Below are 22,185 nucleotides of genomic sequence, written 5' to 3' on the forward strand. Positions count from 1 at the left end.
TCACCGCCCGACGGTGATCTCCATCGGTCGCGAGACGAACAGGCCCGGCCCGCCCAGGTCCAGCACCAGCCGGCGATCCTCAAAGGCCGCCATGCCGACCAGGGCGTCGGGGAAGCCCGGCACGGCCACGTTGTCGTAAACCGCCACCTCGGCCCGGCGATACAGGGCGTCGCCGATGGTCAGGGTGCGCACGACCACCGTCTCGGCCCCCACCACCCCGCCCAGGACGATGCTCTGGCCGGCCGTGCGGGGGCGCCCGTCCAGAAGGCCCGCCGCCTGGGCCGTTTCGCGCGTCACCGCCAGCACGGCCGAGGCGCCGGTGTCCACCACCGCAGTCACCGTCGCCCCCTCGACCGTGATGGTCGTCTCCAGCGCCCGTCCGGCACGCCGCACGGCGATCGGCGCCAGGCCCCGGCCCGGCGTCCAGCCGTCTCTGGGCAGAAACCGCATCCGCCGCCGGCCGGTGTCCAGCTCCAGCACCACTTCGCTCAGCACGTCCTGGCCGATGATCAGGGGCGCGCCCAGACCCTGTTCTCCCGCCAGAGGTCCCAGGTTCAGTATGGCGGTCCTCAACCCGTCCAGCCTCAGTCCGCCGATCCGCACGTCCAGGGTCGCGGCCCGCCCCATCTGGGCCCCGCCCCCGACCCCATAGGCCACCATCGGCAGGGGAAGGCCCTCGCCCAGCCCCAGCCGATCCACCAGGGCGCGATCCGCCACCGAATACTGGGCGCCGGAATCGACCAGGGCCCGGACCGGCGCCCCGTTCAGCAGAACCTCCACCGTCGGCGTCGCCGCGCGCGGCTGAGCATAGCCCAGCCAGCCCGAAGACCCGTCCGGTCCAAACCCCGCCTGGGGCTGTCGCCACAGCACATGGTCCCTCAGCCACCAGGCCCCGGCCACGCCGCCGGCGACCAAGCCCAGCCGGATCAGGAGATCGCGTCTTCTCATGTCTGATCACATGGACCGTCCGGCGCTTGGACGCCAGCGGGGACGATGGTCGCAGGGCCGTCCGCCACTGCGGCTTCGCGCGAGCGGCCCTCGGAAATCAGCACGAAATTGTCGCAAACCGGCTCGCCCGCCGCCCGTCCGACAATTTCCTCCCGCGCAGGGCCAGAAACCGGGTGACGCCGCCGCCCCGTCTGGCTAGGACCAGACCACTATGAGCACCTCCAGCGCCCGTTACGTCTCCACCCGCGGCCAGGCCCCCGAGACCGATTTCGCCGACGCCCTGCTGCGCGGCATCGCCCCCGACGGCGGCCTCTATATGCCGACCGCCTGGCCGAGGTTGTCGCCCTCCGCCTGGGACGCGAGCGCCGACTACAAGTCCATCGCCCTGCAAGCCGTCGCCCCCTTCATCGGCGACGCCCTGCCGGCGGGCGCGCTCGACCGCGCCCTGGACCGGCTGACGGCCGGCTTCGCCCATCCCGCCGTCACCCCCCTGGTGGAGCTTGAGCCCGGCCTGTTCGTGCTGGAGCTGTTCCACGGCCCCACCGCCGCCTTCAAGGATCTGGCGATGCAGCTGGTCGCCGCCCTGACGGACGAGGCCCTGGCGGCGTCCGGCGAGCGTCTGACCATTCTCACCGCCACCTCCGGCGACACCGGCGCCGCCGCCGTGCGCGCCTTCGCCGGCGCCCAGTCGGTCGATCTGGTGGTGCTGCACCCGCTGGACCGCGTCTCGCCGGTTCAGCGCAAGCAGATGACCACGGTCCAGGCCGACAATGTGCTGAATCTGGCCGTGCGCGGCGACTTCGACGACTGCCAGCGTCTGGTGAAGGGCCTGCTGGCTGAGGAATCCCTACGCGAACGCGGCCGCCTGTCCTCGGTCAATTCGATCAACTGGGCCCGGCTGGCGGGTCAGATCCCCTATTATGTCTCGGCCACGGCCCAGCTGGGCGGCCCGGCGACCTTCGTCGTCCCCACCGGCAATTTCGGCGACGCCTTCGCCGGCATCGCCGCCACGAAGATGGGCCTGCCGTCCAACGGCTTCGTCGCGGCGGTGAACCAGAACGACGCCCTGGCCCGCGCCGTCAACGACGGCCTCTATTCCCGTCGTCCGGCGATCGAGAGCGGCAGCGTGTCGATGGACGTCCAGGCCCCGTCCAACTTCGAACGCCTGGTCTATGAGGCCACCGGCCGCGACGGGGACCGCACCCGCGCCGTGTTCGAAACCTTCGCCCGCGACGGCGCCGTCGCCTTCGATCCGGATCTGCTGACCGCCCTGCGCGCCGCCGTCGCGGCCGTCTCCATCGACGAGACCGAAACCCGCGCCGAGATCGCCCACGCCCATGAGACCTGGGGCCGCGTCGTCTGCCCCCACACCGCCGTGGCCCTGGCCGCCGCCCGCCGGATCGACCGTTCGACCGGCCCCGTCGTCGCCCTGTCCACCGCCCATCCGTCCAAGTTCGGCGCCTTCGTCTCCGACGTCCTGGGCTTCGAACCCGAACCGGCTCCCGTCATCGCCGCCCTGGGCGATCAGGCCGAGCGGATGACGGTCGTGGACGCCGACCTGGCCGCCGTCCTGGCGGAAATCAAAGCTTAGGACGAGGACGAAATCGCCTGGCTCAACCGGCCTAGGCCGTAGTTCAGCCCGCACTTTACATCATATTGGCGCGCCACGGACAGGATCGGCCGCCAGTCCCAGGTCTTGAACTCGCCGTCGTCGGCCCGCTTCATCAGGGCCTTGGACGCCTCTTCGCGTCCCTGCCACACGGCGGCGTAGATCAGGCCGAACTCGCGCCCGCCCAGGACCGTATCCTCCAGCGTCCGGCGCGACGACTGGGCCAGGGTCGACCCGGCCGAGAACCAGTTGGCGCTGGCGTTGGGCGAGGCCACACCCCCGATGGCGGCCAGGGCCAGGCCGGCGATGTCCAGGCTGCTGCGGGTCGCATTCCGGTCGATCGAGACGGCGGTCAGATAGCGGTCGCACCGCAGATCGGATTCGGCGACCAGGGCGTAGACCAGCTGCTTGCCCCGGGTCTCGGCGTTCCATTTCGCCCACTGCTCGTCCATCCGAGTCTCGGCGGCCTTGCTCGCCTCGGCCGTCACCACGTCCACGCCCAGCACATGGCCTGAACCGCCGACGCCCAGTTCGCCCTGGGGCTTCATCTTCAGCGTGGTGCAGCCCCCGGCCGCAAGGCAGGCGGCGATTACGGCGCCCGTCATGGTCATACGCATAGGCGGCCTCCCCTTTGCAGGGGAGACTGCGTCAACAATCAGACGTTGTCAAATCGTTGGTATGCGAACTAGCGGCGACGCCCGCCCGTCAGCATGCCCATCAGCAGCAGGCCGACGCCGGCCACCGACAGGGTGGTCACCAGCGGCCGCTTGCGCGCCTCGGCGGCCACGGTCCGGGCCTTGTCGCGATAACCGGCCGGGGCCTTTTCGACCAGACGATCGACGGCGTCCATCGCCTTGCCGAAGGTCTCCAGCGACCGGCCCTTGGCGTCCTCAAGAGCGCCCTCGACCTGCAGCTTCTGGTCGCCGACCAGCTTGCCGAAACCCTTCTTGGTCTTGCCGGTCGCCTGATACGCGGCGCCCTCGATCCGTTCGTCAGTCATGGTGAAATCTCATCCTCGGGGAGCGCGGCCCTGATGGCCGCGTGACGATGAAAATCCCGGAACCCGCTTCCGTTCCAGCGACAAATTCACCGTTTCTCCTCTTGCTTCCCCACGGCGGAAGGGCCTCGTGCGGCGTCGGGGGTGGGGAAGGCTGGCGAGGTCGCACCGCTCGCGCCCAATGCCGCCAATCCTAAGAACCCGATCAGAAAGCCGAAGGCGAACTCCGCATAGGCCAGATTGACGGTCCAACGCCAAGCTTCGCCGTTGAAACCGGGCCATTCCGGCACGCTTTCAGCGTAATAGCTGAACAATCCGACCACCCAGACAGCCGGCAAGCCTACGAGTGCCCCGCCGACTAGAATCGACCGATATCCAAGTTCTTGTCGGAATACATAGGCAGTCCCGCCGCATGCGCCGAAGATCACCCAAGCCACTATGACGTGAGGAGGGGCGAAGACTACAGTCTTCCAAAGCAGCTCGAAACGCGCGCCGCCGCCGTTGAGGCCGACAAGCACAAAGGTCACGTAGGCGATCGCGGAAATCGCCGCTCCTCCAATCCCGACAAGCCTCACAAGCTGCGCTTTCCGCATGCCTCAGCATATAATGAACAGTCGAGCTGGCCAATTTTCCAATCCCACAGCCGCTTCCCGCCAGCCGGAACCGCGCGCGCCCTCTAGACCCGCCGCGTTCGGCCGTGTCGCCCCTCGACCGGCCTCCAAACGCAAAGAGGAGAGCCCCCGTGTACGCTCTGAAAGACAAGGTCGCCGTCGTCACCGGCGCCAGCTCCGGCATCGGCCAGGCGGCCGCCCGACTGTTCGCCCGCCTGGGCGCCAAGGTGGTGGTTTCGGCCCGCCGAGAAGCCGAACTCGCCGCCCTGGTCGCGGCCATACAGGCCGAAGGGGGCGAGGCCTGCGCAGTCCCAGGCGACGTGTGCGACGAGGCCACGGCTGCGGCCCTGACCACGGCGGCGGAGGAGCGGTTCGGCGGCCTGGACATCGCCTTCAACAACGCCGGCGCCATCCCCGAAACCGCCCCGACGCCGGACCTGTCGGTCGCCGGCTGGAAACAGACCCTGGACATCAACCTGACCGGCGCCTTCCTGTGCGCCAAGCATCAGATCCCCGCCATGCAGAGGCGCGGCGGCGGCTCGATCGTCTTCACCTCCACCTTTGTCGGCCATACCGTCGGCTTTCCGGGCATGGCGGCCTACGCCTCGGCCAAGGCGGGTCTGATCGGCCTGACCCAGGTCATCGCCGCCGAGTTCGGCGCCCAGAACATCCGCGCCAACGCCCTGCTGTGCGGCGGGGTGGACACGCCGATGGGCCGGGCCGTCGCCGACACCCCCGAAACCCTGGCCTTCGTCTCGGGCCTGCACGCCCTCAAACGCATCGCCCAGCCCGAGGAAATCGCCCAGGCTGCGGCCTTCCTCGCCTCCGACGCCGCCGGCTTCATGACAGGCACGGCGACACGGGTGGACGGCGGCGTCTCCATCTGCCGGACCTGATCTCGGGGCGATGTCTCCTCCCCTCTGGGGGAGGTGGCGCGGCGCCTCTTCGGCGCCGTGACGGAGGGGGTCTCAATCCGGATTAGGTGCGGCGGAGAGCCCCCTCCACCCTTCGAAGCCCCCTCCCCCCAGGCGGGCGGCAGACGGCTCATGTCGCACGAGGAGCGGCGATGAACTTCGGTCTTTTCAGCGCTCTGGCGCGGTTCGAACCCAATCGGCCCGCCGCCCTTCCAATCCGTGTGACAATCCCCGCCCCGGTCTTTGAAAACCGAACCCCTCGCGTTCGGCCCTGCGGCGTCGCTCCCGTCGATTTCGGACAGATCGGACACATCGGACACTCTTTTTCCTGTCCGATCCGGGGTCCCTTCAGACGGTCTCCACCGCCCGCCAGTGATCCATCCGCCGCAGGAAGACCGCCGGGTCCTTGGGCGTCACCAGTTTGGACGGGTCGTGGAAGATGCGGTCGTGTAGGCGGGTGACGGTGAACCTCAGGGCCGCCGCCTCGCCCAGTCGGGGCAGGGCCGCGCGTTCGGCCTCGTTCAGCGGCCGCACCGCCTCATAGCCGCGCTGGAAGGCCGCCAGGGCGTCCGGCATGGGCCGCCCCTCGGCGTCGAAACCCCAGGCCGACAGGGCGATGGCCAGGTCATAGACCAGCGGTCCGGTGCAGCCGAAATAGAAGTCGATCACGGCCGAAACGGTCCCGTTCTCGAACAGGATGTTGTCGGGGAAATAGTCGGCATGGATCGCCCCGGTCGGCAGATCGTCCGCAAACGGATTATCCAGCCGCACCAGCGCCGCCTCGACCTGATCCAGCAGGCTGCGGTCCTCGCCCGAGGCGCCCGCCGCGCACCGGTCCGCCAGCCGCCGCCACATGGCCGGCCCGACCGGATTCTCGCGCCGCCCGGCGAAGCTCTGGGCCGTCTGGTGCAGTCGCGCCAGCACCGCCCCCGCCGCCGCCTGATCGGCCTCGGACGGATGGCGCAGCCAGGCGCCGGTCTTCCATTCGATCACCGCCGCCGCCCGGCCGTTCAGCCGTCCCAGCCATCCGCCCGAACGGTCCTCGATCGGCGTCGGGCAGGGAAAGCCCCGCCCCGCCAGATGGGCCGTCAGCCCCAGGCAGAAGGGCAGAGACGCCTCGTCCGTCCGCGCCTCGAACAGGGTCAGGACGAACCGTCTGCGGCTCGCCCCGTCCTGGGTCTCCAGCCGGTAGTTGGTGTTCTCCACCCCCTCGGCGATGGCGGCCAGTTCGACCACCTCGCCCAGGTCGTAGCCGGCCAGGAACGCCCTGGCCTCGTCCAGCGCAACGGGGGTGAAGACGGCCATGGCCTAGTTCAGGCCCGCGTCGGCGCGGCGCGCGCGCACGATCTCGGCCAGATCGGCCATGATGCTCTCGGTCGTGGCCCAGCGGCCGGCGCCCCGGCCCCGGCAGCGCCACACCCGCCCGTCGGCGCCGTAAACCTTCAGGGCGTTGCCCTCGCCGCGCAGGCTGGAGAACAAGGGGTCGCCGTGCCCGGCCGTCAGCTTGACCGACGGCGTGATGACCCCGTCCTTCAGATGGGCGGCGCCGATCTGGCGCACCCCGCCCTCGGCCGACGTCGCCTCGGTCAGGCAGTCGCGCGGGACCTCGCCGTCGGGCGAGCGGCCGAAGGCCTCGTGGCACAGCAGCCGCACCTTGGCGGCGGCGTCCAGCCCCTCCAGGTCCGCCGACGGGTCCTCTTCCGCAAAGCCCGCCGCCCGGGCGTCGGCCAGGGCCTCGGCGAAGGCCGCCCCGTCGCCCAGCCGCTCCAGCATGAAGTTGACCGTGCCGTTCAGCACCGCCTCGAACCCGACCACCTCGCCGGCGGCGCGGGCCGCCCGCACCGTCTCGATCATCGGCGAGCCCCCGCCGACCGAGGCCGACCAGAAGATCCGTCGCCCCTTGGCCTTGGCCAGATCCTGAAGCCCGCCGGGATCGCGGCTGACCGCCTGCTTGTTGGCGCTGGCCACGTCGCAGCCGGCCTCCAGGGCGGCGCGGATCACCGCATGGCCCGCCTCGCCTTCCGACAGGGCCTCCAGCACGATGTCCGGCTTCTTGGCCCAGAGGACCGCCGGGTCGGCGGTGAACAGCGATTGCGGGCAGGCCACGTCGCGGACCTTCTTCGGGTTGCGCACCAGCACCCCCACCACGTCATAGCGCGGATCGTTCAGCAACCGCGCCAGGACCCCGCCGCCCACCACGCCGCAGCCGGCGACCGCCACCTTCAGCGGCGGCAGGGCCGGCGCCGGTCCGGGGGGCGCCGACCGCTTGCCGATCACCGTGCCGTCGGCCCGGTCCAGGGCCGCGACCTCGATCTCCACGCCCCGGCTCTCGCCCAGGTCGATCGCGTCGTGCTGAACCAAGGCGCCGCCCAGCTTGCGCGCCACGTCCCAGGAGGCTCGGCGATAGCGCAGGGCCGGGGCCGTCCGGTCGTTCGGATCGTGGTCGTACAGGCCGTCGACGTCCTTCACCAGACGCACCTTCTTCAGGCCCAGTTCCGCCGCCAGGAAGACCGCCGTCAGGTCCGATCCGCCCCGGCCCAACAGGGCGATCCGCCCGTCCGGCCGCACCGCGCCGAAGCCTGGCACCACCACCACCTCGTGCCGGTCCAGCGCCTGTTTCAGATGGTCGGGCCGCAGGCCGCAGGGGCGCGAATGCTCCGGCTCGCCTTCGGCGACGATGCCCAGTTCCCGCACCGACAGGGCGCAGGCGTCCAGGCCGATCCGGTCGCAGGCGATGGCCACCAGGGCCGCCGACTTCTCCTCGCCCAGGGCCACATAGCCGGGCAGCAGTTCGTTGGAATGGGCCAGGCCCAGGGCCCGCGCCTCGCCCAGCATCTGGTCGGTCGCCCCGCCGAAGGCCGAGACCACCGCCACCACCTTCCGTCCCGCCCGCACATGGCCGTAGACGGCCGAGGCCACCAGCGGCGCCTCCGCCGGGGTTCGCAGGATCGACGACCCGAACTTCAGCACCACCACCTCGGCGGCGGGCTGTTTACTCGGTTCGAGGTTCTCGGATTTCTCTACGACGGCGAGGGAGGCTGACATTGGGTTTCTCGAGCGATGTTCGGAAGGGGTGGGGTGAAATGAAAAACCCCGCCTGGCGGACCGGGCGGGGTTCGGGTTCTGCGGTTGCCGGCGTCCGGCGCGCTAAACTCGTCCCGCCCGTGAGGGCATGGTGGTGGTGGCGCCGGTGGTGCCGCCAATAATCGAGCCGCCAATGGTCATGCCGAAGGCCGTCGCGGCGAGGCCGGCGACGGTCGAAACTTCGGCGATGAGCAGGTGCTGGCGCACAGGTCTGATCCGGTTGAAATCTGAGCCTAGGGTGATCGGACCCCACCCTCGCTGTCAAGCCGCATTGGATGATTTTTTCGCAACGACGACTTTCGGGGTCGTTTCAGACCAGCCAAGGCCGCGCGAACTATCAACTTGGGTTGAATTTTTCGCTTGACCGGCTCCGCCTGTTTGATCAACGTAAGATCACTCATCAAGACCGGCTGAGGGATTAGGCCCTTTGACGCCGGGGCAACCATCGGGTTCCGCCCGAAACGGTGCCAACTCCTGCGGGGTCCTTCGGGGTCGCGAGAGATGAGTGGAGCATCGACGAGGCGACGCTCCACGATCTGTCACCGCATCGAGCCTTGCTGAGCGAGAACGATGCGGACGACGATAGATGACCCTGGCTGAAACATCCCTGCTCGAAGAACCCGACTGTCGGCCCCAGCCGACGGCCAAGCCTGTGCGCGAACGCGGCGGCGCCCGCGACGTGATCGTTCCCCTTCCCGCCGACTTCCGCCTCGCTTCCGGCGAAAAACTGAAACAGCCCAACGTCATCGGCCGCCTGCACGGCCGCGCCGGGGCGCCCGTCGTCGTCGTGGCCGGCGGCATTTCGGCCGGCCGGTTCGTCCACCGCACCGAGACCAACGGCCTGGGCTGGTGGTCCGGCGCCGTCTCCGTGCGCGGCCCCATCGACCTGTCGCGGCTTCAGGTCCTGGCCGTCGACTTCGCGCCCGGCCAGGAGTTCCAGGATGCGCCCGTCACCATCACCACCCACGATCAGGCCCGCCTGCTGGCCCTGGTTCTGAACCATCTGAAGGTCGAACGGGTCGCCGCCTTCGTCGGCTGTTCCTACGGGGGCATGGTCGCCCTGGCCTTCGCTGAACTCTATCCCGACTGGGCCGAACAGTTGATCGTCGTCTCGGCCGCCCACCGCGCCCATCCCCAGGCCACGGCCTGGCGCGGCATCCAGCGCCGCATCCTCCAGTTCGCCGTCGACGCCGGCCGCCCGGAAGAAGGCGTCGCCCTGGCCCGCGAACTGGCCATGACCACCTATCGCACGGCGGAAGAGTTCAACGACCGGTTCGACACCACCGCCCCGGCCGCCGTCGGCGGCGCCTATCCCGTCTGCGACTATCTGACGGCGCGGGGCCAGGCCTATCGCACCCACACCACCCCGGCCCGCTGGCTGTCGATGTCGGATTCGCTGGATCGCCACAGTGTGACGCCCGAGGCCATAACCACCCCCGTCACCCTGATCGGCTTCACCTCCGACCGGCTGGTGCCGATCGACGACATGCGCGAACTGGCCGCGCGCCTGCCGACCCTGTGGCGCTTCGTCGAGGCGCCCTCCCTCTACGGCCACGACGCCTTTCTGAAGGAGGACGCCTTCGTCGGCGAAGTCCTCCGCGCCGCCTTCAAGGATATCCAAGCATGACGACCCGCCCCGCCAGCCCGCACACCATCGCCGCCCGCACGGGCGTGGATACGGACACGGCCCACGGCGCGGTCATGCCGCCGCTCTATCTGTCGTCCAACTATTCCTTCGCCGGTTTCGACCAGAAGCGGAAGTACGACTACAGCCGATCGGGCAATCCGACCCGCGACGTCCTGGCCGAGACCCTGGCCGAGCTGGAGGGCGGCGCCGGCTGCGTCATCACCGCCACCGGCATGGCGGCCGTCGATCTGCCCCTGGCCCTGCTGGAGCCCGGCGACCTGCTGATCGCCCCGCACGACTGTTACGGCGGCACCTGCCGCCTGCTGAACGCCCGCGCCCGCAAAGGCCATTTCGAGCTGCTGCTGGTCGATCAGGGCGATCCGGAAGCCCTGGAGGCCGCCCTGGCGCTGAAGCCCAAGCTGGTCTTGGTCGAGACCCCGTCCAACCCGCTGCTTCGTCTGGTCGACGTCGCCGACATCTGCACCCGCGCCCATGCGGCGGGCGCCAAGGTCGTCTGCGACAACACCTTCCTGTCGCCGGCCCTTCAGAACCCGATCAAGCTGGGCGCCGACTTCGTGGTCCATTCCACGACCAAGTTCATCAACGGCCATTCCGACGTGGTCGGCGGCGCGGTCGTGTCGGCCGACGCCGAGGATCACCAGACCCTGGCCTGGTGGGCCAACTGCACCGGCGTGACCGGCTCGCCCTTCGACGCCTATCTGACCCTGCGCGGCGTGCGCACCCTGTTCGCCCGGATCGAGCGGCAGCAGGCCACGGCCGGCGCGATCGCCCAAAGGCTGGCCGGCCACCCGGCGGTCAAGGCCGTCCACTATCCGGGCCTGAAGTCCCACCCGAACCACGCCCTGGTCACGGCCCAGCAAGCGGGGCCGGGCGCCATGCTCAGCTTCGAACTGGCGGGCGGGGCCGAGGCGGTGCGGACCCTGGTCGAAAGCCTGGACGTCTTCACCCTGGCCGAATCCCTGGGCGGGGTTGAAAGCCTGATCGCCCATCCCGCCACCATGACCCACGCCGCCATGACGCCGGAACAGCGCGCCACCGCCGGCATCGGCGACGGCTTGGTGCGGCTGTCGGTCGGGCTGGAACATGTCGAGGATCTGATCGCCGACCTGTTCCCGGCGCTGGACGCCCTCTCGCCGGCCGAAGCGGCCGAGGCGGCGTGATTTTTCGCTTGCAGAAGGGACCAATCCGGGGCAAATGCGCCGCCCCGGCCGCGGTCCCTTCGTCTATCGGTTAGGACGTCAGGTTTTCAACCTGAAAAGAGGGGTTCGACTCCCCTAGGGACTGCCACCGGCGCCGTTCATCGGCTGCATGACGAGGCGTATTGAGAAAGCGCTCCGCCTCCAGATTAAGATTTCAGTAAGCATTTTGTTCGGATCGAGACACCAACTCATTCGAATCACGGACTTTTTTCGGACGCACTCAGGAACTATCCACAGGTGTTGTGGTTAATTCCCCGTTAGCGCGGCGCAGAAGCGCCTGTCCTTCTGAACCGAGATTCTGATGTATATCGCCATCGCCCGTCCGGCGGTGGAGCCCCAAGGCCCCGACGCCGTCGCCGTCCCCGGCTCTCCCGCCATCGTCGAATTGTCGCCGCGCGCCCTGCATGCGCGCCTTCTGGAAAACGCCGCCCTCAGGCGGATGCGCGGCCTGGAGCGCCGACGCGAGCGTCGGCTCGACGACGCCGACTACTGGCTGCACGCCGCGCCGATGGCCGTGCGAAAGGCCAGCGCCCTGCGCGAGGACAAGAGTTTCGCCCCCCTGCCCTGATCAGTTGACGGGTCGCCTGGCCGGATCAGCGGAGCTCCGGCGTCCGACGTCTCAGCGAAGCCGCCAGCTTGTCCAGCTTTTGACGGGCGGACTTGGGGCGGACGCGTTTGCGGTGCTCGAAACCGCCACCCCACCGCTGATGCATCGCCGCGTCCAGATGGGGATGGCGGTCATGCTGGTGCACGACGGCGCTGGCCGTGCCGTCCGGGTTGATGACCCGGCCGCCTTGAACCGACAGAAGGTCGCCCGGCGTCAGGCCCAGGGTCGCCACACGGCCATAGTTGGGCTGGACCGTCGCCGCCGCCAGACCCTGATGGACCGCCATATTGAAGGCCGCCTGATCCGCGCCGAAGGCCCCGCCGATCTCGGAACGCGGAATGGCGGCCAGCGACAGGATCAGCCGCGACAGGCGCGACACCTCGACCCGCGGCCCCACGAGGGTGCCCACGCACAGGCAGGAACGATCCGCCAGGGCCGTCGCGGTCGCCTCGCCGAACAGGGCGCGCAGATATTTCATGTTGAAGGCATGAGCGCCCAGGGGGGCGTCAGCCTCGATGAAGACTTCCAGCCCGTGCGGATGGGGCGCGAACGGCGGGGCCTGGAAGACGACGTCACGCACGTCGCAGGCCAGGGCGGCGCCCGGCCGATCGCCCAGCAGGCCGGCGAAGGCGACGAACCTCTGCATCACCGGATGGGGCGCCCAGCCGCGCCAGGTCGGCGCGTCCACGGCGGTCACGTCATTCTGGGCCAGGAACTCGCGCAACTCGGCGTCCGTATCCACCACCAGGGCGACAGGACCGTCGAACACCGCCCGCAAGGACCGCACGAAGGGCGCGACATCGGCCGCATCATAGCCGGTGGCGTAGCCGACCACCACATCGCCGTCAGGCAAGGGGGTCATCCCGCGCTCCGCCTCCAGCGCCTGCGCCAGCCAGTCCAGATAGTCCGACCGGGCCGCTGCCTGGTTCATCGGCTCAGCGCGCGGCCATCAGATCGGCGAACCGGTCGAACAGATACAGGCTGTCCGTGGGTCCGGGCGAGGCCTCGGGGTGGTGCTGGACGCTGAAGATCGGCTTGTCCTTGACGGCGATGCCGCAGTTGGTGCCGTCGAACAGGCTGACGTGGGTTTCGGTCACGGCGTCGGGCAGGCTGTCGCGATCGACCGTGAAGCCGTGGTTCATCGAGACGATTTCGACCTTGCCGGTGGTCAGATCCTTGACCGGATGGTTGGCGCCGTGGTGGCCCTGATCCATCTTCACCGTCTTGGCGCCCAGGGCGAGGGCCAGCATCTGGTGGCCCAGGCAGATGCCCATCAGGGGCTTGCCGCTGGCGACCAGCTTCTGGATCTCCGGCACGGCGTATTCGCCGGTCGCGGCCGGGTCGCCGGGCCCGTTCGACAGCACCACGCCGTCCGGATTGCGGGCCAGAACCTCTTCCGCCGTCGTCGTCGCCGGAACCACGGTGATGCGGGCGCCCGTTGAGGCCAGGGCGCGCAGGATGTTGCGCTTCACCCCATAGTCGATGACCACGACGTCCTTGCGCCCCTGGGTCTTGGGGTGGCCTTCAGGCCATTCCCACAGCCCCTCGTCCCATTCGAAGGCTTGCAGGGTGGAGGCGGGCTTGGCCAGGTCCAGACCAACGAGGCCGGTCCATTCCCGCGCCTGGGCGACCAGGGCCTCCAGATCGAACGCGCCGTCCGGATCATGGGCGATCACGGCGTGGGGCGCGCCCTTGTCTCGGATGATCTTGGTCAGGGCGCGGGTGTCCACCCCGGCCAGACCCACGACGCCGCGCCGCTTCATCCAGTCGTCGAAACTGGCGTCCGAGCGATAGTTGGCCGGATCGGTCGGAACGTCGCGGAAGATGGCGCCCCGCGCCGAGGTGTCGGACCCGCCGCCCATCTGTTCGATGTCTTCGACATTGGTCCCCACATTGCCGACGTGCGGGAAGGTGAAGGCCAAGATCTGGCTCATGTAGGACGGGTCGGTCAGGATTTCCTGATAGCCGGTCATGGCGGTGTTGAAGACCACCTCGCCCAGGGCCGATCCGACCGCCCCGACTCCGATTCCCTGAAGGATCGTGCCGTCTGCAAGCGCGAGAACGCCTGTGGCGCCCGGAAGAATCTTGGTCGTCATGGGCGCGCTCCTAAACACGAATCCAGCCCGAAAGGAGGCCGAAGACAAACGGCGGGCTCGTTAAGCCCTGCCGTCCGCTCCGTCAACGTCCGCAGGATCAGGCCGGGCCGATCAGACGGAACTGAGCCGCCGAACCGCCCTGGGCGTGCGGGGCCAGCCACAGGTCGAACAGGCCGGGTTCGATCCGGTAGGCGCCGTCCTCGCCGATGAAGCCCAGCTGACGCGGGTTCAGGGTGAAACGCACCGTCTGGCTCTGACCGGGACGCAGGCTGACCCGTTTGAAATCCTTCAGCAGACGGCCCGGTTGGGTCAGGCTGGCGACCCGGTCGTGGATATAGAGCTGCACCAGTTCCTCGGCCGGGTGGGCGCCCTGGTTGGTCACGGTGACGGCGACGTCCAGCGTCCCGTTCCACGGCAGTTGATCGCTCGCCATCTCAACCGGCCCATAGACCACCTCGCCATAGGTCAGGCCGAAACCGAACGGATAGAGGGCTGTATTGGTCGTCTCGCGATAGCGGGCCTTGTATTCCTCGACCGGCAGGTCCGGGTTGGCCGGACGTCCCGTGTTCTTGTGGTCGTAGGAATAGGGCTGCTGGCCCGACTTGTGCGGGAAGCTGATCGGCAGGCGGGCCGAGGGACCATGGTCGCCGAAGATCACGTCGGCGACGGCGTGGCCCATCTGCTCGCCCAGGAACCAGGTCACGACGACGGCTTGGGCGTTCTTGACATTGCCCTCCAGCGCCAGGGCCCGGCCGTTGCGCAGCAGGATGACCATGGGCTTGTTCAGGGCGGCCATGGCGTCGACCAGAGCCATCTGCGGCGCCGGCACGACGATCTCGGTGCGGGACTGTGCCTCGCCCGACATCTTCTGGCTTTCGCCGATGGCCAGCACGATGACATCAGCGTTGGCGGCCGCACGGACAGCCTCGTCGATGCCGCCGTCCAGCGCGCTCTCGACGCCGGAGCCGCGCGCGACGGTCAGGGCTTGCGGATCGCTCATGGCGGCGCGGAAGCCGGCCTCCAGCGAGACGCGACGCTCAGGCGCGCCCCAGATGGTCCACGGCCCCCAGACATTGTCCACGTCATCGGCGAAGGGGCCGATCAGGGCGATCTTCTGGCTCTTGTTCAGCGGCAGAAGGCCGTTGTCGTTCTTCAGCAGGACCACGGACTTGCGGCCCGCTTCGCGCGACAGGGCGATATGATCGCGCGAGCCGACCACGGCCTTCTCACGCGCCACGTCCGTGCCGCGATAGGGATCGTCGAACAGGCCCAGCGCCGCCTTGGTGTGCAGCAGACGGCGCACCGCCTCGTCCAGTCGGGCCATGGACACCTCGCCCGAGGCGACCAGGCTGGGCAGATGCTCCAGATAGAGGCCCGAGACCATCGACACATCTACGCCGGCGTTGAAGGCCAGGCGGGCGGCGTCGCGGCCGTCCTCGGCGAAGCCGTGGGCGATCAGCTCCTGTTCGGAGGTGTAGTCGGAGACGACGAAGCCCTCGAAACCCCATTCGCCGCGCAAAATGTCGGTCAGCAGTTTGCGGCTGCCCGAGGCCGGCACCCCGTTCAGATCGTTGAAGGCGCTCATGATCGACAGGCAACCCGCGTCCACCGCCGCCTTGAACGGCGGCAGGAAGACCCCGCGCAGGGTCTGTTCGCTCATGTCGGTGGTGTTGTACTCGACCCCGCCGACGGCGGCCGAATAGGCGGCCATGTGTTTGGCGGTGGCCAAGACGGCGTCGCGGTCGTCCAGCCCCTTTTCGCCCTGGAAGCCGCGCACCCGGGCGGCGGCCAGCAGATTGTTCAGCAGAACGTCCTCGCCCGCGCCCTCGACGTTGCGGCCCCAGCGCTGGTCGCGGGCCACGTCCACCATGGGGGCGTAGGTCTGGTGCACGGCCGAGGCCGCCGTCTCCACCGCCGCCGCCCGGGCGGTGCGATAGGCCAGTTGGGTGTCGAAAGCCGCCGCCTCGGCCAGGGGCACGGGGAAGATGGTGGACAGGCCGTGGATCACGTCCGCCGCGAACAGCAGTGGGATCTTCAGCCGGCTCTCTTCCATCGCGACCTGCTGAATGCGGCGGCCGGCCTCGGCGCCGATGCCGTTGAACAGGCTGCCGACCTTGCCCTCGCGGATCATGGCGGTGACGCGCGCCGGGTCGCCCGTGCCGTCCAGCGGGTTCACCGCCGTCGGCATCCAGCGGAACGGATCGGCGAGCAGATTGAGCTGGCCCGCCTTCTCCTCAACCGTCATGGCCGAAATCAGATCCTCGATCCGCTGGCGGTGACGCTGAACGGCGCGGGCGGTTTCGGCGGAAGCAGGCATGGAATACACTCCGGCGCCCATCAGGGCGAGAAGCCCGAGGCCAGACAAGAAGTTTCGACGGGAAGCCGAAGGCTTTTCAGGTCGCGTCTTAATGGGGCGCTCCTTCGGGGCAGATGGATCGGCGAACTGGTGGCCTAACCTCTGGCGACCGCCCCCGTCCAGACCCGCGCCGCATGTAAATGATGTAACAGGCGCCCGAAGTCCTTCAACTCGAGAGCAGCCTAAAGGCCAAGCTCAGCCCAGGGCGATGTCCAGGAACATCATCCCCACCAGACCGACCATCAGCCCGATCATGGAGCCGTCGCCGGTCGATCGCTCACGCGTCTCGGGAATGATCTCTGCGGTGACGACATAGATCATGGCTCCGGCCGCCAGACCCAGGCCCCAGGGCAGGGCGCCGGGCAAGGCGCCGACCACGCTCGCGCCGATCAGCCCGCCGACCGGCTCGACCAGACCCGAGGCCAGGGCGGCCGCAAAGGCGGCGATGCGGCCGTATCCCAAAGAGGCCATGGCGGCCGAGACGGCCAGGCCTTCGGGCATGTTCTGAATCCCGATGCCGAGCGTCGTCGCCAGCCCCTGGTGCAGGTCGCCGCCGCCGAAGCTGACGCCCACGGCCGCGCCTTCCGGAAAGTTGTGCAGGGTGATGGCGATGATGAACAGCCAGATGCGGCGCGCCAGATGTTTCGACTGGGCCGGTCCGATCGCCAGCATGTCCACCGGCGCGAACCGGTTCATCAGGCCGATGACCGTGGCCCCGATCAGCACCGCCGCCGCCATGGTTCCCGCCGCCCAGCCGCGCGACGCCCCGCCCGTTTGCAGCACCTCCACCCCCGGCATGATCAGCGAGAAGAAGGAGGCCGCCAGCATCACCCCGGCGGCGAAGCCTAGGAGCACGCTCTGGGTCTGCTGACCGGGCCTTTTGACCACCAGCATCGGCGCCGCGCCGACCGCCGTCATCAGACCGGCCGCCAGACTGCCCAGGGCGCCTGCGGCGATAGGGGACAGGGATTCCATCATCGCCCTGCTGTGACGGCACAGACGACAAGAGACAAGCGGCGATCGGCCGTTTAGAGAAACCTTCATGTCCCAGGCCGCCTCCCCCGCGCCGCGTCCGGACGCCGCCTCCGCCCTGGGGGCCGCCCGCCGGGTCGTGGTCAAGATCGGATCGTCTCTGTTGATCGACGCCGAGACGCGGCGGCCGACGCGCGAGTGGCTGGCCGCCATGGCCGAGGATCTGGCGCGGCTGAGGACCGAGGGGCGCGAGGTGATCGTCGTCTCGTCCGGTTCGATCGCACTGGGGCGCGGCCGCCTGCCGAACCTGGGCGCGCGGCTGGAGGACAAGCAGGCGGCGGCCTCGGTGGGCCAGTCCCTGCTGATGGCCGCCTGGTCCGAAGCCCTGGCCCCTCACGGCCTGGTCGCCGGGCAGGTCCTCCTGACCCGCGACGACACCGAACGGCGCCGGCGCTGGCTGAACGGCCGCGCCACGGTCGAGGCCCTGCTGGCCCACGGAGTCGTGCCCATCGTCAATGAGAACGACACCGTCGCCACCGAAGAGATCCGCTATGGCGACAACGATCGGCTGGCGGCGCGCACGGCCCAGCTGGCGCGGGCGGATCTGCTGATTTTGCTGTCCGACGTCGACGGCCTCTACACCGCCGATCCACGGCGAGACCCAAACGCCGTCCACCTGCCTCTGATCGAGAGCCTCGGCCCCGACGTCCTGGCCATGGGCGGCGGCGCCAACGCCCAGGCCGGGGTCGGCACCGGCGGCATGGCGACTAAGCTGGCGGCGGCGCAGATCGCCCGCTCGGCCGGCTGCGCCACCGTCATCGCCTCGGGCCAGACCCTGTCGCCTCTGAGCGCGGTTCGCACCGGGGCGCGCGCCACCCTGATCACGGCGCCCGACACCCCGATGGCCGCCTATAAGCAGTGGATCGCCGGCAGCCTGTCGCCCGCCGGAACCCTGACGCTGGACCCCGGCGCCGTCGCCGCGCTGAAGGCCGGCAAGAGCCTGTTGCCCGCCGGGGTCACGGCCGTCTCGGGCGACTTCGAAAAGGGCGACTGCGTGCGCCTGATCGACGCCGAAAACCGGCCTGTCGGGGTGGGCTTAGCCGCCTACGCCGCCGAAGAGGCCGCCCGCATCCGGGGCCGCCGCAGCGATGAGATCGAGTCCGTTCTGGGCTATCGCGGCGCCTCGGTCCTGATCCACCGCGACGACCTGGTGCTGGACGACCGATGACCGAGACTCTGACGCTGAACGAACAGATGCTGGAGCGGGGCCGATGCGCCCGCGCCGCTGCGGCGGGTCTGCGCGACGCCCCGGCCGGCGCCCGCACCCGCGCGCTGGACAGCCTGGCCCGACGATTGACCGCCGCCGAGGCGGACATTCTGGCCGCCAACGCCCGAGACGTGGCCGCAGCCCGTGCGAACGGCATGGCCGAGGCCCAAATCGACCGATTGCTGCTGACCCCCGCCCGCGTCGCCGGCATGGCCCAGGCGGTCAAGACCATCGCCGCCGTGCCCGATCCCCTGGGCGTCGAGACCGAGCGCTGGACCCCCGCCAACGGCCTGGACATCGCGCGGGTCCGCACCCCGATCGGCGTGCTGGGCGTGATCTATGAGAGCCGCCCCAACGTCCCCGCCGACGCCGCCGCCCTGTGCATCCGCTCGGGCAACGCCGCCATCCTGCGCTGCGGATCGGACTGCCTCCAGTCGTCGCTGGCCATCGCCGGCCTGATCGCCGAATCCCTGGCGGAGGCCGGCCTGCCCGCCGATGCGGTGCAACTGGTCGATACGCCCGACCGCGAAGCCGTCGGCCTGATGCTGAGCGGGTTGGACGGGGCGATCGACGTCATCATTCCGCGCGGCGGCAAGAGCCTGGTGGCCCGCGTCCAGGCCGAGGCGAAGACGGCGGTGCTCAGCCATCTGGAGGGGCTGAACCACACCTATCTGCACGAGGCGGCCGATCTGGAGGTCGCGCGGGCCGTGGTGCTGAACGCCAAGATGCGACGGGTTTCGGTCTGCGGCGCGACCGAGACCCTGCTGGTGGATCGCGCGGCTGCCGAACGTCTGCTGCCCCCGGTCGCCGCCGACCTGATCGCCGCCGGATGCGAACTGCGCGGGGACGATGCGGCGCGGGCCCTGGTTCCCGCCATGATCCCGGCGACGGAGGCCGACTGGACCACCGAATATCTGGCGCCCGTCCTGGCGGTTCGGGTGGTGGAGGATCTGGACGCGGCCGTGGCCCACATCGCCCGCTACGGTTCGGGCCATACGGAGGCGATCATCACCACCGACGCCTCGGCCGCCGAACGGTTCGCCGCCCAGGTGGACAGCGCCATCGTCCTGATCAACGCCTCGACCCAGTTCGCCGACGGGGGAGAGTTCGGCTTCGGCGGCGAGATCGGCATATCGACCGCCCGCCTGCACGCCCGCGGCCCCGTCGGCGCCGAACAGTTGACCACCTACAAATACATAGTGCGGGGTCAGGGCCAGACGCGGCCGTGACGCAAAAAGGCTGGAGACGTTTTCCGCCTCCGGCCCCTTCGGATCATCTCATCACGGCCTCAAGCAGCGCGAAGCGCAATAGGCCCAAGAGCAAGCTTATGCTCTGCCCTCGGGCAGAGCATAAGCGATCACATAGTCGCCCTTCGGCGTCTCCATGAAGTGGTGGCCGCCCGCCATGATGACGAGATACTGCCGGCCGTCCTGCTCATAGATCATCGGATTGGCCTGTCCCCCGGCGGGCAGGACGTCGGACCACACCGTCTCGCCGGTTTCGATGTCGATGGCGCGGATCAGGTCGTCGGTCGCCGCGGCGATGAAGATCAGGCCGCCGGCCGTCACCACCGAGCCGCCGTTGTTCGGCGTGCCGATCTCCAGCGGCAGGTGCGAGGGAATGCCCCACGGCCCGTTCTTGCGGGCCGTCCCGAACGGCCGGTCCCACAGGGTCTTGCCCGAGCGCATGTCGATGGCGGTGATGCCGCCGTAGGGAGGCTCCTTGCACAGCAGGCCCGTCCACTTCACGCGCCAGCCGGCGTTGACGTCGATGGCGTAGGGGACGCCGATCTGCGGATCGCCCGCCCCTTCCGCCTTGGACAGGCTGCCGCCGCGCGCGCTCGCCTCCTGCTGCCGGGCGATGTAGCGAGGGTCGTCGCGCGGGAACCAGCCCCGCTCATTGGCCTCTTCGCGCGGCACCAGCCGGTTGTAGTTGGGCATGTCGTTGTAGTTGGCGATGATCACGCCGCGCACAGGATCGACCGCCACGCCGCCCCAGTCCGAGCCGCCGTTATAGCCGGGATAGTTGATGTAGTGGTTGGTCGAAGGCGGGGTGTAGTAGCCCTGATAGTCCGCCTTCCTGAAGTTGATGCGGCAGAACATCTGGTCGATGGGCGACATGCCCCACATGTCCCGCTCCTCCAGATTGGGCTTGCGCAGTGTGGCGAACAGCGAAAAGGGCTGGGTCGGCGACCGTTGGCCCTGTTCGGTTCCGCCCGTGGTCGGGACCGGACGTTCCTCGACCCCATGCAGCAACTGGCCGGTGGCGCGGTTGAACACATACATGTCGCCCTGTTTGGTGGGCAGCAACAGGGCCGGAACCACGCCGCCCCCCGTCGGGAAGTCGATTAAGGTCGCCTGGGAGCCCAGGTCGAAGTCCCAGACGTCCTTATGCACCGTCTGGAAATGCCAGCGGGGCTTGCCGGTCGTCACGTCCAGCGCGACCAGGGCGGTGGAGTATTCATTCTCGGCCGGTCGCCGCGAGCTGGACCAGTAGTCGGCGGACGAATTGCCCATCGGCAGATAGACCAGACCCAGCGCCTCGTCCCCCGTGGCCGTGGTCCACATATTCGGCGTGCCCGGCGTATAGGTCTCTCCTTCCGGCGGCAGGCCGTTGCGGTCGGGGCGCATCATGTCCCAGGCGAAACGCAGTTCACCCGTCTCCACATCGAAGCCCTGGATCACGCCCGAGGCGTTCCAGCGCTTCTGGCCGTCCAGCACCTGATGCCCCGTGACGATCACCCCGCGCACGATCACAGGGGCGGAAGTTATCGAGACCATTCCCGGATAGGGCTCGCCCATGCCGCGCTTGATGTCGACGGCGCCGTTCTGGCCGAAGGCGGGGCACGGGCGTCCGGTGCGCGCATCGACGGCGATGATGCGGCCGTCCAGCGTACCCTCGATGATCTTGGTCGCGCAGGGATCGGCCGCGCTCGCATCGGAGCGCGCGTGATAGGTCACGCCGCGGCAGGCGGCCGTATAGGGGATGTTCTCGTCGGCGACCTGAGGGTCATAGGTCCACTTCTGACGGCCGGTGGCGGCGTCCAGGGCGAACAGTTTGTTGCGGGCCGAGCAGAGATAGACGGTGTCGCCGATCTTCAGAGGCGTGGTCTCAGCGCCCCACCGTTCTTCCGGCAAGTCGCCGGTGCGGAAGGTCCAGGCCCGTTCCAGTCGACCGACATTGTCCTTGTTGATCTGCGTCAGAGGCGAATAGCGCTGGGCGCTGTCCGTGCCGCCCCAGGCGGGCCAGTCGGCGCCGGTCTTCAGCAGGGCCGGGTCGTTGTAGGCGCCGCGCGCGCCCGGCGCCGGGCTGGCGATCTGAGCGCGGTTGGCCTGGGCCACGGCGAAGCCGAACACCACCGTCAGGACCGCCAGTCCCAAGGCGCCGCCGCCCGCCAGCCGTTTGCCGCCCCGCCCCATCAGCACGGGCAGGCTAGCCAGAACCAGGAACATCAGAACCAGCGGGCCGACCAGACGCGGGACCAGGGCCCATCCGTCCAGCCCCTTTTCCCAAAGCGCCCAGACCAGGGTGAACAGGAAGGCGCCGCCGTAGATCCAGGCGCCCCGCACGTCGCGCAAGACCAGAAGCACGCCCGAGGCGATCAGCAGCAGGCCGACGATCAGATAATACCAGGAGCCGCCCAGGGCCGCGAGCTGCGCCCCGCCGAAGACGAGGATCGCTCCGATCAGGGAGATAAGGAGGCCGAGGAGCAGCGTCAGCCATCCTCCCAGGCCAGTCGGCGTGGTCCATCTCGGCATGGAGCCCCCGTTTTCGATTGCGGTTGAGACAGGCTCAACGAACGGACGTCGCACAGGTTCCGAATTCGGCGCCTACAGACCCTAAAGCCGTTCCAAGTGGAGCGGCGGACGCACATATT

At 69.2% G+C, this 22,185-nt stretch carries 19 protein-coding genes, 1 tRNA gene and 1 riboswitch; of the genes, 8 read left to right on the forward strand and 12 right to left on the reverse strand.

What is annotated here, in order from left to right; genetic code table 11:
* Positions 1-948: an aspartyl protease family protein gene (locus tag JMT67_RS07305; RefSeq protein WP_183215071.1), complete on the reverse strand. Its 948-nt coding sequence runs from the start codon at positions 946-948 to the stop codon at positions 1-3.
* Positions 949-1,159: 211 nt separating this feature from the next.
* On the opposite strand from JMT67_RS07305, the gene thrC reads away from it, so the two are divergent.
* Entirely contained in the window at positions 1,160-2,539 is a 1,380-nt protein-coding gene (gene thrC, locus JMT67_RS07310) for a threonine synthase (RefSeq protein WP_201463102.1), read from the forward strand.
* On the opposite strand, the gene JMT67_RS07315 is transcribed toward thrC, so the two are convergent.
* From JMT67_RS07315 to JMT67_RS07325, 3 genes are all read right to left on the reverse strand, one after another.
* Positions 2,536-3,174: a hypothetical protein gene (locus tag JMT67_RS07315; RefSeq protein WP_201463103.1), complete on the reverse strand. Its 639-nt coding sequence runs from the start codon at positions 3,172-3,174 to the stop codon at positions 2,536-2,538. The genes thrC and JMT67_RS07315 overlap by 4 nt on opposite strands.
* A gap of 68 nt (positions 3,175-3,242) precedes the next feature.
* On the reverse strand, positions 3,243-3,557 hold the full coding sequence (locus JMT67_RS07320) for a CsbD family protein (protein WP_183215075.1): 315 nt from the start codon (positions 3,555-3,557) through the stop codon (positions 3,243-3,245).
* Between the two features lie 86 nt (positions 3,558-3,643).
* A complete protein-coding gene (locus JMT67_RS07325; RefSeq protein WP_201463104.1) occupies positions 3,644-4,147 on the reverse strand; it encodes a hypothetical protein in 504 nt (167 codons plus the stop codon).
* Between the two features lie 149 nt (positions 4,148-4,296).
* Between JMT67_RS07325 and JMT67_RS07330 the strand changes: the two genes are divergently transcribed.
* A complete protein-coding gene (locus tag JMT67_RS07330; protein ID WP_201463105.1) occupies positions 4,297-5,061 on the forward strand; it encodes an SDR family oxidoreductase in 765 nt (254 codons plus the stop codon).
* A 366-nt stretch (positions 5,062-5,427) separates the two neighbouring features.
* Here JMT67_RS07330 and thrB read toward each other — a convergent pair whose 3' ends face one another.
* From thrB to JMT67_RS07345, 3 genes are all read right to left on the reverse strand, one after another.
* On the reverse strand, positions 5,428-6,384 hold the full coding sequence (gene thrB, locus JMT67_RS07335) for a homoserine kinase (protein ID WP_201463106.1): 957 nt from the start codon (positions 6,382-6,384) through the stop codon (positions 5,428-5,430).
* Between the two features lie 3 nt (positions 6,385-6,387).
* On the reverse strand, positions 6,388-8,124 hold the full coding sequence (locus JMT67_RS07340) for an amino acid kinase family protein (protein ID WP_201463107.1): 1,737 nt from the start codon (positions 8,122-8,124) through the stop codon (positions 6,388-6,390).
* 102 nt (positions 8,125-8,226) lie between these two features.
* A complete protein-coding gene (locus JMT67_RS07345) occupies positions 8,227-8,370 on the reverse strand; it encodes a hypothetical protein (protein ID WP_182714224.1) in 144 nt (47 codons plus the stop codon).
* 187 nt (positions 8,371-8,557) lie between these two features.
* Positions 8,558-8,671: riboswitch (SAM riboswitch) on the forward strand.
* A gap of 78 nt (positions 8,672-8,749) precedes the next feature.
* On the opposite strand from JMT67_RS07345, the gene metX reads away from it, so the two are divergent.
* From metX to JMT67_RS07365, 4 genes are all read left to right on the forward strand, one after another.
* Entirely contained in the window at positions 8,750-9,790 is a 1,041-nt protein-coding gene (gene metX, locus JMT67_RS07350; RefSeq protein WP_201463108.1) for a homoserine O-succinyltransferase MetX, read from the forward strand.
* Positions 9,787-10,971 carry a cystathionine gamma-synthase gene (gene metB / locus JMT67_RS07355; RefSeq protein ID WP_152950947.1) on the forward strand — a complete coding sequence of 395 codons (1,185 nt, stop codon included), beginning with the start codon at positions 9,787-9,789 and terminating at the stop codon, positions 10,969-10,971. The genes metX and metB overlap by 4 nt, the downstream gene beginning before the upstream one ends.
* 52 nt (positions 10,972-11,023) lie before the next feature.
* A tRNA-Glu gene (locus JMT67_RS07360) sits at positions 11,024-11,098 on the forward strand.
* A gap of 213 nt (positions 11,099-11,311) precedes the next feature.
* A complete protein-coding gene (locus tag JMT67_RS07365; protein WP_201463109.1) occupies positions 11,312-11,578 on the forward strand; it encodes a hypothetical protein in 267 nt (88 codons plus the stop codon).
* A 25-nt stretch (positions 11,579-11,603) separates the two neighbouring features.
* On the opposite strand, the gene JMT67_RS07370 is transcribed toward JMT67_RS07365, so the two are convergent.
* The 4 genes from JMT67_RS07370 to JMT67_RS07385 form a co-directional block, all read right to left on the reverse strand.
* Positions 11,604-12,548 (reverse strand): hypothetical protein, encoded by a 945-nt coding sequence (locus JMT67_RS07370; protein ID WP_201463110.1) that lies wholly within the window; start codon positions 12,546-12,548, stop codon positions 11,604-11,606.
* Positions 12,549-12,552: 4 nt separating this feature from the next.
* The gene (gene carA / locus JMT67_RS07375; RefSeq protein WP_201463111.1) at positions 12,553-13,713 is read right to left on the reverse strand and encodes a glutamine-hydrolyzing carbamoyl-phosphate synthase small subunit; all 1,161 of its coding nucleotides are present in this window, start codon (positions 13,711-13,713) and stop codon (positions 12,553-12,555) included.
* A gap of 97 nt (positions 13,714-13,810) precedes the next feature.
* Entirely contained in the window at positions 13,811-16,030 is a 2,220-nt protein-coding gene (locus tag JMT67_RS07380; protein WP_201463112.1) for a glycoside hydrolase family 3 N-terminal domain-containing protein, read from the reverse strand.
* A gap of 234 nt (positions 16,031-16,264) precedes the next feature.
* Positions 16,265-17,044 carry a ZIP family metal transporter gene (locus JMT67_RS07385; protein WP_233455832.1) on the reverse strand — a complete coding sequence of 260 codons (780 nt, stop codon included), beginning with the start codon at positions 17,042-17,044 and terminating at the stop codon, positions 16,265-16,267.
* A gap of 67 nt (positions 17,045-17,111) precedes the next feature.
* Here JMT67_RS07385 and proB point away from each other — a divergent pair, with 67 nt between their 5' ends.
* Together proB and JMT67_RS07395 are read left to right on the forward strand one after the other, a co-directional pair.
* The gene (gene proB / locus JMT67_RS07390; protein ID WP_201463114.1) at positions 17,112-18,269 is read left to right on the forward strand and encodes a glutamate 5-kinase; all 1,158 of its coding nucleotides are present in this window, start codon (positions 17,112-17,114) and stop codon (positions 18,267-18,269) included.
* Entirely contained in the window at positions 18,266-19,537 is a 1,272-nt protein-coding gene (locus JMT67_RS07395) for a glutamate-5-semialdehyde dehydrogenase (protein WP_201463115.1), read from the forward strand. Before proB ends, JMT67_RS07395 begins: the two co-directional genes overlap by 4 nt.
* 96 nt (positions 19,538-19,633) lie before the next feature.
* On the opposite strand, the gene JMT67_RS07400 is transcribed toward JMT67_RS07395, so the two are convergent.
* A complete protein-coding gene (locus tag JMT67_RS07400) occupies positions 19,634-22,066 on the reverse strand; it encodes a membrane-bound PQQ-dependent dehydrogenase, glucose/quinate/shikimate family (protein ID WP_201463116.1) in 2,433 nt (810 codons plus the stop codon).
* Between the last annotated feature and the right edge of the window lie 119 nt (positions 22,067-22,185).

The sequence above is a fragment of the Brevundimonas aurantiaca genome, assembly GCF_904830995.1.
Lineage (GTDB): Bacteria > Pseudomonadota > Alphaproteobacteria > Caulobacterales > Caulobacteraceae > Brevundimonas > Brevundimonas aurantiaca.